12 protein-coding genes and 1 tRNA gene are annotated in these 12271 nt (G+C 56.9%); 2 read left to right on the top strand and 11 right to left on the bottom strand.

What is annotated here, in order from left to right; genetic code table 11:
• Positions 1-54: 54 nt before the first annotated feature.
• Positions 55-1467 carry an adenosylhomocysteinase gene (gene ahcY / locus D3Y57_RS05615; RefSeq protein ID WP_121152179.1) on the bottom strand — a complete coding sequence of 471 codons (1413 nt, stop codon included), beginning with the start codon at positions 1465-1467 and terminating at the stop codon, positions 55-57.
• A gap of 166 nt (positions 1468-1633) precedes the next feature.
• Between ahcY and D3Y57_RS05610 the strand changes: the two genes are divergently transcribed.
• Positions 1634-2116, top strand: a complete 483-nt coding sequence (locus D3Y57_RS05610; RefSeq protein ID WP_121155495.1) for a peroxiredoxin — start codon at positions 1634-1636, stop codon at positions 2114-2116.
• A gap of 71 nt (positions 2117-2187) precedes the next feature.
• Positions 2188-3630 carry an AMP nucleosidase gene (locus tag D3Y57_RS05605; RefSeq protein WP_121152178.1) on the top strand — a complete coding sequence of 481 codons (1443 nt, stop codon included), beginning with the start codon at positions 2188-2190 and terminating at the stop codon, positions 3628-3630.
• Positions 3631-3754: 124 nt separating this feature from the next.
• Here the strand turns inward: D3Y57_RS05605 and D3Y57_RS05600 are convergent, their stop codons facing one another.
• The 10 genes from D3Y57_RS05600 to D3Y57_RS21560 form a co-directional block, all read right to left on the bottom strand.
• Positions 3755-5005, bottom strand: a complete 1251-nt coding sequence (locus D3Y57_RS05600; protein WP_121155493.1) for a 3-phosphoshikimate 1-carboxyvinyltransferase — start codon at positions 5003-5005, stop codon at positions 3755-3757.
• Positions 5006-5152: 147 nt separating this feature from the next.
• The gene (gene clpX / locus D3Y57_RS05595; RefSeq protein ID WP_121152177.1) at positions 5153-6421 is read right to left on the bottom strand and encodes an ATP-dependent Clp protease ATP-binding subunit ClpX; all 1269 of its coding nucleotides are present in this window, start codon (positions 6419-6421) and stop codon (positions 5153-5155) included.
• Between the two features lie 128 nt (positions 6422-6549).
• The gene (locus D3Y57_RS05590) at positions 6550-7182 is read right to left on the bottom strand and encodes an ATP-dependent Clp protease proteolytic subunit (protein ID WP_121152176.1); all 633 of its coding nucleotides are present in this window, start codon (positions 7180-7182) and stop codon (positions 6550-6552) included.
• A 57-nt stretch (positions 7183-7239) separates the two neighbouring features.
• A complete protein-coding gene (locus D3Y57_RS05585) occupies positions 7240-8175 on the bottom strand; it encodes a glycosyltransferase family 2 protein (RefSeq protein ID WP_121152175.1) in 936 nt (311 codons plus the stop codon).
• A gap of 104 nt (positions 8176-8279) precedes the next feature.
• Entirely contained in the window at positions 8280-9860 is a 1581-nt protein-coding gene (tig, locus tag D3Y57_RS05580; protein ID WP_121152174.1) for a trigger factor, read from the bottom strand.
• A gap of 60 nt (positions 9861-9920) precedes the next feature.
• A tRNA-Leu gene (locus tag D3Y57_RS05575) sits at positions 9921-10005 on the bottom strand.
• A 113-nt stretch (positions 10006-10118) separates the two neighbouring features.
• The gene (locus D3Y57_RS05570; RefSeq protein ID WP_121152173.1) at positions 10119-11135 is read right to left on the bottom strand and encodes a tyrosine-type recombinase/integrase; all 1017 of its coding nucleotides are present in this window, start codon (positions 11133-11135) and stop codon (positions 10119-10121) included.
• Positions 11136-11139: 4 nt separating this feature from the next.
• A complete protein-coding gene (locus D3Y57_RS05565) occupies positions 11140-11502 on the bottom strand; it encodes a MarR family winged helix-turn-helix transcriptional regulator (protein WP_121152172.1) in 363 nt (120 codons plus the stop codon).
• A 166-nt stretch (positions 11503-11668) separates the two neighbouring features.
• Positions 11669-12076, bottom strand: coding sequence for a hypothetical protein (locus D3Y57_RS05560; RefSeq protein ID WP_121152171.1), 408 nt, complete (start codon positions 12074-12076; stop codon positions 11669-11671).
• Positions 12076-12270 carry a phage holin family protein gene (locus D3Y57_RS21560; protein ID WP_121152170.1) on the bottom strand — a complete coding sequence of 65 codons (195 nt, stop codon included), beginning with the start codon at positions 12268-12270 and terminating at the stop codon, positions 12076-12078. Before D3Y57_RS21560 ends, D3Y57_RS05560 begins: the two co-directional genes overlap by 1 nt.
• Position 12271 lies beyond the last annotated feature (1 nt).

Raw genomic sequence — 12271 nt, 5'->3', positions numbered from 1 at the left:
AGGAGCCGGCCATCGCGACTGCCTTAGAGGCAGTCGCGCGGCTTTTGAACTGGTTCAGTAGCGATAATGATCGGGCTTGAACGGACCATCGACCGAAACACCGATATAACCGGCCTGTTTCGGTGTCAGTTTCGTCATTTTCACGCCCAGCTTTTCAAGGTGGAGCGCGGCAACCTTCTCATCCAGATGCTTGGGCAGAACATAGACTTCGTTCTTGTAGTTGGACTGGTTCGTCCAAAGTTCGATCTGCGCCAGAACCTGATTGGTAAAGCTTGCCGACATGACGAACGAAGGATGGCCCGTTGCGCAACCGAGGTTAACCAGACGACCCTTGGCGAGAACGATGATCTGCTTGCCATCGGGGAACTCAACCAGATCGGTACCTGGCTTCACTTCGGTCCACTTATAGTTGGACAGCGCAGCGATCTGAATTTCGCTGTCGAAATGGCCGATGTTCGAAACGATCGCCATCGGCTTCATCGCCCGCATATGGTCGGCGGTGATGACGTCGGCATTGCCCGTTGCGGTCACGAAGATATCGGCGCGGGTTACGGCCTCTTCCATCGTGACGACTTCGAAACCTTCCATCGCGGCCTGCAATGCGCAGATCGGATCGACTTCGGTGACCATAACGCGCGCGCCGCCATTGCGGAGCGACTGGGCTGAACCCTTACCGACATCGCCGAAACCGGCGACGCAGGCAACCTTACCGGCCAGCATGACGTCGGTCGCGCGACGGATCGCATCGACCAGCGACTCTTTGCAGCCGTACAGATTGTCGAACTTCGACTTGGTGACACTGTCGTTCACGTTGATTGCTGGGAAAGGCAGTTCGCCCTTCTTCGCGATTTCATACAGGCGATGAACGCCGGTCGTGGTTTCTTCCGAAACGCCCTTCAGGGCTTTGACGGTCTCGGTCAGATAGCCGGGACGCGCGGCAACGAATGCCTTCAGCGCGCGCTGGAATTCGACTTCTTCTTCATTTTCTGGCTCGCCGAAAGTCTGACCGGCTTCGAGCTTGGCACCCCAAAGCGCGAACATCGTCGCATCGCCACCATCGTCGAGGATGATGTTCGACGTGATATCGCCCCAATCGAAAATGCGACCGACATAGTCCCAATAGTCCGACAGGCTTTCACCCTTGATCGCGAACACGGGAACGCCCGAAGCGGCAATCGCGGCTGCGGCATGGTCCTGCGTCGAGAAAATGTTGCACGTTGCCCAGCGGACTTCGGCACCCAGCGCGGTCAGCGTTTCGATCAGCACGGCTGTCTGGATCGTCATGTGCAGCGACCCGACGATCCGCGCGCCCTTCAGCGGCTTGGACTGACCGAACTCTGCGCGCAAAGCCATCAGGCCCGGCATTTCGGTTTCGGCAATATCGATCTCGCGGCGACCGAATTCGGCCAGACCGATGTCTGCAATCACATAATCATGGGTGTCGTTGTTCGAAACTGCGGTCGCCACAGGGTATCTCCGGGATAGGTTTGGATGGGCCGCTCCTACCCTTCCATATCGGTGAAAGCAAATATAAAGATTTCTTTATATGTGACTGCTGGGTCTTTTGCTCAACCTTGCGTTGTCGATGATGAACGCCGACATGGGCGACAAGCAAACCTGAAGGAGAATGAATATGACCATTTCGATCGGCGACAAGATTCCATCGGGCAATCTGATCAAAGTCACCGAAGCCGGCCCTGAGCCTGTTTCAACCGACAGCTTTTTTGCCGGCCGCAAAATCGCGCTATTTTCGGTTCCCGGTGCATTCACCCCCACTTGTTCGGCCAAGCACCTTCCCGGCTTCGTCGAGAAATCTGCCGCGCTGAAAGCCAAGGGCATCGATGAAGTTGCCTGCACCGCAGTCAACGATGCTTTCGTGATGAGCGCCTGGGGCAAAGCACAGGGCGTTGACGGCAAAGTGACGATGCTGGCCGACGGTAACGGCGATTTCGTGAAATCGCTGGGTCTGGAAATGGACGGTACCAAGTTCGGCATGGGATCGCGCGGACAGCGGTTCTCCATCGTCGTAAACGATGGTGTCGTCGAACAGCTAAATGTCGAAGCAGGCGGCGAATTTCGCGTCAGCGCGGCGGAATTCATGCTCGAACAACTGTAATCGTGACTGCCCTCCCTTGCACTAAGGGAGGGCGTCTTGCCCCGTTCACAATCCCCGCGTAACAATCTGCCATGACAGCCCAAACAGGACGCGCACTGGTCGAGGAACTCGATCAAATTTTCAACGCCGCCACGACCCGGCTCCGCGACGCGATACAGGCCTATGTGCTGAACGGCACGCGCCCCGACCCCGCCTCACGTACCGACGGCAGCTTCGCTTACCCCGAAATCCGCCTGCAATATGCTGGCGAAGCGAACGGCGACGTTCCTCTCCGCTCATTCGGGCGTCTGACCCAGCCAGGCTATTATGCGACGAGCATCACCCGCCCGCGCTTGTTTGCCGACTACCTCACCGAGCAACTGGACCTGTTGATTGCAGATTATGATGTCACTGTAGAGGTTGGTCCGGGGAGGCAGGAAATACCCTTCCCCTATGTCCTCGATGCAGACATGGATCTCGATCAGGTCAGCGCAACCGATCTGTCGCGCTGGTTCCCGACCACCGAGCTTGCCCATATCGGCGATGAGATTGCCGATGGAGTGTTCGATGCCGGACTGGAAGGCCCACGACCGCTTGCACTATTCGACGGCCTCCGCACCGATTTCTCGCTCGCTCGCCTGCGCCACTATACCGGCACTCCTCCCGAAGACGTCCAGCGCTATGTTCTGTTCACCAACTACCACCGCTACGTCGATGAATTCGCGCGTTGGGCGATAGAGCAGTTAAAGGGCGACGGACCCTATACGCATTTGTCGGGAGCTGGCGGCGTTGTCGTGACGCGCGACACTCCCGATCCCGAAGCAGCAATCACCGATAGCGCATGGCGTCGCCACCAGATGCCGGCTTGGCACTTGTGCGCGCCCGACCGCAGCGGCATCACGCTGGTCAACATCGGCGTTGGTCCATCGAATGCCAAGACTATCACCGACCATATGGCCGTCATGCGTCCCGAAGCATGGCTGATGATCGGGCATTGCGGCGGTCTGCGTCCCAGCCAGCGCATCGGTGACTATGTACTCGCCCATGCCTATCTGCGCGACGATCATGTGCTGGATGATGTCCTGCCGCCCGAGATTCCGGTGCCCGCCATCGCCGAAGTCCAGCAAGCCCTCGCCCGTGCGGCCGAAACGGTTTCCGGTGAAAGCGGCGAAATCCTGAAACGCCGGCTCCGCACCGGCACCATCGTTACCACCGACGACCGCAACTGGGAGTTGATGTATTCCAAAAGCGCCCTGCGCTTCTCGCAATCCCGCGCCGTCGGCATCGATATGGAATCCGCCACCATCGCAGCGCAAGGCTACCGTTTCCGCGTGCCCTACGGCACGTTGCTATGTGTGTCGGACAAGCCTTTGCACGGCGAACTGAAACTTCCCGGCCAGGCCAACCGATTTTACGAACGCGCGATCAACGAACATATGCGGATCGGGATCGAAGCCTGTAACGAACTTCGCCGCGAGGGACCGAAACTACATTCGCGTAAGCTCAGGGCGTTTAACGAGCCGCCGTTTAGATAGAGCCATTGGCCTCCACCCAGACACCGCTTCCCTGAGCCCGTCGAAGGACTACCTTACTTTAATCGTTAGAAGGGCAGCCCGTCGACAGGCTTCGGGAAAGCGGAAGGTTCGGGGTAAGATGCACCTAAATCTCGAACCTGATCGACACACCCAGCGCCGCCAGATCGTTCCAGTAATTCGGGTAAGTTTTATTCACGCAATCCGGGTCGAGAATAGTTATGCCCGGCACCCGCAACCCGGCCAACGCTAGGCTCATCGCAATTCGATGATCCGAATAAGTCTCGATTCGTGCAGGCCGGAAACACTCAAGCGGCATCGGCGTAATCACCAGATCGTCGCCGTCTTCGACCGCAAGTCCCGGCGCGAGACGCGACAGTTCGGTCGCTAGCGCGGTAACGCGGTCGCACTCCTTAACGCGCAAGTTCGCTATCCCTGTAAACCGCACTGGCGCAGCACCGAACGCCGCAAGAACCGCCAGAGTTGGAACAGCGTCCTGCATCTGCGCCCCGTCCATCTCCGCCGGAAAATGCGGAAACCGACCGATGATCGCGTGAGCCTTCGCATCAGGCTGGGTGAAGGCGTCAGCCGCAGTTCCGATATCGATATCGCCGCCAGTCAGCACCTGCGCTGCCCAAAGATATGTCGCCGCCGAGGCATCGGGTTCGATCCGCAAGTCTGCGGCCCGATACCCACCCTGTTGCACGATCCACGCGGACGTCCCGTCAACTTCGACCTGGGCACCAAAATGCCGCATCGTCGCCGATGTCAGGTCAATGTATCCTCGCGCACCAATCGCATCACCTTTCAGGCTGACGCGCACTGCTTGTTTGCCACAAGCCGCCAACATAATCAGGGCCGAAACATACTGGCTCGACAGCCCACCATCCACGGTTACTGTATTGCCATCGAAACTGCCCGTTCCAAGGACAGTAACCGGTGGACAGTTCGTTGGGGCGCTCGCGGATATACCAAGTGCATTCAACGCATCGACCAGATGCGCAATCGGTCGTTTCTGCATATGTTCGTCGCCATTGACGACCACCACGCCATCAGCCAAACCGACAATCGCAGTCAGAAACCGTGTGGCAGTCCCCGCATTCCCAAGAAACAATGGTTGTTCTGGAGCCTGCAACTGTCCGCTGCTGATAACGGTGAAACTGGTCGCATTCGGCTCATCAACCCGCACCCCCATCAATCGCAGAGCATTGACCATATGCCGCGTGTCATCGCTCTTCAGGGCACCGGTCAGGGTGCTCCTGCCTGTGGCAAGCGCAGCCAATAACAGTGCTCGATTGGTAATGGATTTAGAACCGGGCGGATTAATTCGGCCACGTAATGGGGCGGTTGGCGGAAAAATGGTCAGCGAATTTTGCATTGGTACCGCTGGCTCGCATTCGGATTTATCACGATAAAAGCAGCCAATTTCGGCCAAGCGCCGCCGTCAGTCAGCGATATGATAATGCTGGTTGTTGCATTGCGGCTAGCGGGGCGTGAACGATGGTTCGCGCCCCGCACATCCCTTTTAGGCTGCTTCGCCCGCGCCCTCTTTCTTCGCCGAATAAACCCGCACAGGTTCTTTCGTCCCCGCAACCACATCCTTGTCGATCATCACTTCATCGACACCATCCATGCTCGGCAGATCGAACATCGTGTCGAGCAGGATGCTCTCGAGGATAGACCGCAGCCCGCGCGCGCCGGTTTTCCGTTCGATACCCTTTTTGGCAATCGCCACCAGTGCATCGTCGGTGAAGCCGAGGTCCACATCCTCCATTTCAAACAATTTCTTATACTGTTTGACGAGGGCGTTCTTTGGCTCTGTCAAAATCTTGATCAGCGCGTCCGTGTCCAGATCTTCCAAAGTCGCGATGACCGGCAGACGACCAACGAATTCCGGGATCAACCCGAACTTCAATAGATCTTCGGGCTCGCAGCTCTGCAGCGTTTGGCCAACGCGGCGTTCGTCCGGTCCGGCAACATGAGCGCCGAAACCGATCGACTTGCCCTGCAAACGGTCGCCGATGATCTTTTCGAGACCTGAGAACGCACCACCGCAGATGAACAGGATGTTCGTCGTATCCACCTGCAGGAATTCCTGCTGGGGATGCTTGCGGCCACCCTGTGGAGGAACCGAAGCGGTCGTGCCTTCCATCAGCTTCAACAGTGCCTGCTGAACGCCCTCACCGCTCACGTCGCGCGTGATCGACGGATTTTCGGCCTTGCGCGAAATCTTGTCGATTTCATCGATATAAACGATCCCGCGCTGCGCACGCTCGACGTTGTAATCGGACGCCTGCAACAGCTTCAGGATAATGTTTTCGACATCCTCACCGACATAACCGGCCTCGGTCAGCGTTGTTGCATCAGCCATCGTGAACGGCACATCGAGGATTCGGGCGAGTGTCTGGGCCAGCAGCGTCTTTCCGCAACCAGTCGGTCCGACCAGCAGAATGTTAGACTTGGCTAGTTCGACATCGGCACCCTTGGCACCGTGGTTGAGTCGCTTGTAATGGTTATGGACGGCGACCGACAGGACGCGCTTCGCCTTCTTCTGACCGATTACATAGTCGTCCAGAACGTCGCAGATTTCCTGCGGCGTCGGTACGCCCCCGTCCTTTTTACTGACGAGCGCGGACTTCGTCTCTTCGCGGATGATGTCGTTGCACAGATCGACGCACTCATCGCAGATGAACACCGTTGGTCCTGCGATCAGTTTCCTGACCTCGTGCTGCGACTTGCCGCAGAATGAGCAATAAAGCGTGCTCTTGGAGTCGCTGCCGCTGAGCTTCGTCATTCAAACCTTCCTTGGAGCCGCCGGGGAGTTATGGGAGCTACGGGGTACATGTTACCGTCACAATCCTAACGGGCAATGCTCAATATGTCGTGTCCCCTCTCTCCGAGATCGGAAAGAGGGGTATTTGCTTAGGCGTCTTCGGCCACGGCAGGTCGTTTTTCGAACACTTCATCAATCAGGCCGAAAGCTTTTGCTTCGTCCGCCTCGAGGAAATTGTCGCGATCCATCGCCTTCTCGATCGCTTCGAGCGTCTTGCCGGTGTATTTCGCATACAGCGTGTTCAACCGGTGACGCATACGCAGGATTTCCTTGGCCTGGATCTCGATATCCGAAGCCATTCCCTGCGCGCCGCCAGATGGCTGATGGATCATGATGCGGCTGTTGGTCAGCGCAACACGCATTCCCGGCTCACCAGCGGCCAGCAGGAACGAACCCATCGAAGCGCACTGTCCGATGCAAACCGTGCCGACCTTTGGACGGATATATTGCATCGTATCGTGGATCGCCAGGCCTGCCGTAACGACACCGCCCGGCGAGTTGATATACATAAAGATGTCTTTCTTGGGGTTTTCCGACTCAAGAAAGAGCAACTGCGCGGTGATGACGCTTGCCATATGATCTTCAACGCCACCGGTGATGAAGATGATGCGCTCACGCAAAAGACGCGAGTAAATGTCGAAACTGCGCTCGCCGCGAGTCGATTGTTCGATAACGATGGGGACGAGGCCACCGATGATGTCGGCGTGGTCGGGCGTGCTCATGCGGGTATTTTTCCTATCCTTTTGCCAATGCCTATTTCGGCGGTCGCGTCGTCAGGTTCAACCCCCCGGCGCGGGATGAGCCAGATAAGCCAGTCGACGAACCTCCCTGCGACCGCGAACAACGGTGTCCAGAATCAGTCCGCAGAAGCCATTAAGCGCGGCAAGTATCATCAGGCCGGTCACGAGAATCGCTGTCGGAAAACGCGGGACCAGTCCGGTTTGCGCAAATGTGATAATGAGTGGGATCGCCAGCAGCAGCGCCAACAGCGCGAGCAAAGTCCCGACCGCGCTGAAAAACAACAATGGCCGTTCGAACCGGAACAGCATGGCAATCGTCTTCAGGATACGCCAGCCATCGGCATAGGTGTTCAGTTTTGACACAGACCCCACAGGCCGTGCGGCATAGGCCGTGACAACCTCTGCGACCGGCATACGGAGTTCCAGCGCATGAACGCTGATTTCCGTCTCGATTTCAAACCCTGCCGACAGCACCGGAAAAGTTTTTACGAAGCGTCGTGAGAAAACGCGGTAACCGCTCAAAATATCGCTGAAACTCCGCCCGAACGATAGCGCCAGCATTGTGGTCAGCATCGCATTGCCGAACCGGTGGCCGCGCCTATACGCTTCTTCGATCTCGGACTTCCGCGCGCCCACGATCATGTCGAGACGCTCATCCAGCATTTGTGCGACCATCGCTGGAGCAGCGGCGGCTTCATAAGTCGCGTCCCCGTCGGCCATGACATAAATATCCGCTTCGACGTCTGCGAACATGCGGCGGACGACATTACCCTTGCCCTGCATCCGTTCGGTGCGGACGATCGCACCCGCTGCCCGCGCGACATCACACGTGCGGTCGCTGGAATTATTGTCGAAAACATAAATGGTCGCGGTCGGCAAAGCCTCTGCAAACCCCGCCACGGTCTGCGCGATCGCGGCTTCCTCGTTATAACACGGGAGTAGAACGGCGATGCGGACTTGCGGCGAAAGCGCCATTGATAACCCCGGGGTAACGGCTGAACCTCATTGAAGCTCGGTTCCTCTCTTCAGTTGTGAGAGAAGAACCGAGCTTCGACAAGGCCAGTATAGCACTCTGGAGTTTAAGCTTTCTTTGCAGCCGGTTTTTTTGCTGCTTTTGGTTTGGCAGGCGCTTCTTCGGCTACAGCTTCAGCCTTTTGAGCCGCAGCCTTCTTTGCCGGAGCTTTCTTTGCAACCGGCTCGGCAACAACCTCAGCTACATCAGCCTCAGCAGCTTTTGCCTTTTTCGGAGCCGCAGCCTTCTTGGCCTTGGGCTTTTCGTCATGCCCATGATCATGTCCGCAATCCGGCCCATGCACATGACCCGTCGCGCCGTCCTCGGCTTCGATCTCGGCTTCCAGCTCGGCGCGTGCAACAACGCGGTCGGTGATTTCCGCCTTGGCGAACAACAGGTCAACGACCTTGTCCTCATACAACGGTGCACGAAGCTGAGCAGCAGCCATCGGCTCCTGCTGAACATACTGCATGAAACGCTCGCGCTGCGCCTGTGGGTACTGCTGAGCGGCCTGAGCAACCAAACGGTTCATTTCGGCCTGAGTGATGTCCACGCCGTTCGCCTGACCGATTTCGGACAGCAACAGGCCCAGACGGACGCGACGCTCGGCGATCCGGCGGTATTCCTCACGGTCTCCCTCCATCTCGGCGAGAGCGGCTTCCTTGTCGGCCTCATGGCTCGCTTCATGCTCAAGCTGCGACCAGATCTGCTGGAATTCAGCTTCGACCATCGACGGCGGCACTTCGAAATCATGCGAACCGGCCAGCGTATCAAGCAATTTGCGCTTCATATGCGTGCGCGTCAGGCCGTTATGTTCCTGCTCGATCTGCCCTTTCAGCAGGCCGCGCAGTTGCTCCAGGCTTTCAAGACCCAGCGACTTGGCGAAATCTTCGTCGGCAACCGCAGCTTTGGCTACACGCACGTCGGTGATCTTCAGGTCGAACGTTGCGGGCTTTCCCTTGAGGTATTCGACGTTATATTCTTCTGGAAAAGTGACGTTGATCTGCTTTTCGTCGCCAGCTTTCACGCCGACCAACTGATCTTCGAAACCGGGGATCAAACGACCGGTGCCGATCTCGACCGACATGCCTTCGCCCTTGCCACCATCGAACGGCTCGCCGTCGACCTTGCCGAGATAGTCCATGATGACCAGATCGCCGGTCGCCGCAACGTGCTTCTTTGGCGCGTCTTCAAACGACTTCTGCTGGCCGAGCAACTGATCGACCTGCTCATCGACCAAAGCCTCATCGACCTCGACCGTCAGACGCTCGAGCTTGATACCGTCGATAACGGGCGCAGGAACATCGGGCAGGATTTCCAGCTCGACTGTGATCGCGGCGTCCTTGCCGGGTTCATAACCGTCCGCGAGCGCCACCGAAGGCTGCATCGCAGGGCGGAACTTGTTGTCGGCAACCAGCTTCGACACGCCGTTCTGGATAGCGGTGTTCAATGCTTCCTGCTGAAGCGCAGGGCCGTGCATCTTGCGGACGAGATTCGCCGGAACCTTGCCTGGGCGAAAGCCGGGCATTTTCATCTGCGGCGCGACCTTGGTCACTTCGGCATCGACGAGTGCGTCGATATCCTTGGCGGTGATGGTCAACGTGAAGGCGCGTTTCAGGCCTTCGTTCAGCGTCTCGGCAATCTGCATGGTGGTCAATATCCGAAAAAGAAAATGGCGCTTAGCGACCTTGGATGGGGCTAGGAAGGTTGGTGCGGGCGAAGGGACTCGAACCCCCACATCTCACGATACTTGGACCTAAACCAAGCGCGTCTACCAATTCCGCCACGCCCGCAAAGGTACACTGACAAGGGTTGGGGGAATAACCTTCCGATCTGCTCAGGGCAACCCTAGGGAGAAAATAACGCTCCCTCCCTCTGTACGGCCCACACTTTCAGAACTGAAACTTTATGTGTGTACTGATTGGCTATTTTCGTGGAATGTTTGCATAATAGAAAGAGCGTCAGTCAGGCTATGATCGTTAAGGTGAGCGTAACGCAGGGTCGTCTGTATCGTCTTGTGACCTAGGAAAGTCTGCACGACCCTAAGGTTGACGTTAGCCTGCACGAGACGGGTAGCACACGTATGACGGCAACAATGGAACACGAAGTCCTTATCGCCCATCAGACCCATCGCCTCACGGGCGAGCTGCCACTCGTACCGCAGCTTGGAGGCTGAGGGCATTCCGAGCTTAAGTAGCGATGCGATCTCAGCGTAAGTCTTAGGGCTGATAGGCACCGAGCGGGCTGAGCCGTTCTTTGTCTTCCACAGGTGCACCCAGTTAGGTTTGAGCTGATCGGGCTTGAGCGTGAGTATCTCAGACCTGCGCATACCTGTAGCAATGGCGACCCGGACGACATCAGCCACCGTACCGCGCAAAGCTCCTAGCAAAGCGCCTTCCTCGTTATGACCAATCCACCGGATGCGACCTTCGTCTTCGTCCTGCCAATCCATCGAAGGCACGGGGAACGTCCGGTACTCACGCTTGAGGCACCACTTGAGAAAAACACTGAGCGTCGAGAGATACCGATTGATGGTAGCCCCTGTCCTACCCTTACTTAGCTCAATCACCAGATCGTCTATCTCACTGGGGCCGATGGCATCGAGCTTGCGGTCACCGATGATACCCATGATTGCTCTGAGTTGCTGGAAGGCGGTGTCTTCGGATGTCTTACCGCTCCATAGGATACCGTCTGCCCGCTTGATGGCTTCCGATAGCGTGTCGGGACGTGATGCCTTGGCGGTGAACTTACGCTTGGATGTAGGAGCCGCCCCGGAGTCCAAGGCGAGACGGAACTCAGCTTCGAGTATCTTTGCCTCAGCAAGTGTATCCTTGCGTCCCCTGAGCCTCTGAGCGCCCTTCTGGACCTCTACGGCAAAGCGCCCTGTAAGGACCCCTGCCTTCTTGTCGGGATAGATAGCCATGAACTTATTTTCCTGTGCCTAGTATCTTGAGAACCTTGTCCATCATTGCACGACCCCTTGGCGTGAGACTGTAGACGTTACGCCTAAGCTCCGCAGGGTCAGATGTGCGGCTTATAAGACCATAGCCATCTCCTCCGTTCTTAACCTTGTCACTGAAATCGAGAAGGTAGCGGGACATCGTGGATGTCTTTCCGCCCGCTATGAGCGTGAGTTCCCCGAGGCTCTTACCTTCGTTGGTCGCGACGACAAGGAACGCTTTAAGCTGAGCCAAGGACATCGTTGATGTGACCTCACGGAACACGTCGATTGCCGCTGCCAGTTGGGTGACAGGGCGGTTCAGTTGCGCGTCGGTCGTCTCGTTAGTCATATCGTCACACCTTATAGCAATCAGTACGATAAGAGAGATAGACCACTTTATGGGATATTCCAAGAGCTAAACGCTTACGTTTCTGTTCCGAAGTGACTCACAAAAACACTGATCGCTCCAAGGGTTAGCTTAGGGAACGATCAGTGTTCAGGGTCGTTTCAAGTGGTTATTTTTTGCCTATACCGAACTTATCGACAAGCGTTCGGACGCCGAATGATGCAGCTACGGTTGTAAGGAAAGCGAACATATACCAATCAGGTACATTGCTGATTGCCTTGAAGCCTTCAGCTACCGAGGTGCGACCCCACGTCCCCATGAACGCTAGGATCATAGGGGCGCTCAGGAGGATCGTGAGGTACTCATCTTTCCACGAGTGTTCCATACCAGTGACGGCAGTCTGATCCCAGTTGATCTCAGCACCCTGAGCGGCTCCGAGCCTTGCGACTTCAGCCTCTGCGCGAGCAATGGTGACCTTGGTGTCAGCCTCTAGCTGCACCTCTTGGAGCTTCTGTTTACGACCGAGCCAGTCGCCCCCGAGGCCGATAAGCGTCGTGAGGATAGAGAAGATGGGCATTATTTATCAATCTTAGGGTTGAACCACCGCCACACGACCATCCCGATCTGGAGGACCGTGTAGACCAGCGTGGCCACATATACCCACTCTTGGAGGGACAGCCCTGCTACCGTCACACTGGTGACTGCAAGCGGCGGGATAGTTTTACTGACCGAGGTTAAGAGGCTATCAGACTCATTAACGAATGGTGTCATT

Origin of the sequence: Sphingomonas paeninsulae, from assembly GCF_003660165.1 — a bacterium.
Taxonomy (GTDB): domain Bacteria; phylum Pseudomonadota; class Alphaproteobacteria; order Sphingomonadales; family Sphingomonadaceae; genus Sphingomonas_O; species Sphingomonas_O paeninsulae.
The sequence above is the reverse complement of the archived record's forward strand: the minus strand, read 5'-3'. Positions and strand labels throughout refer to the sequence as shown.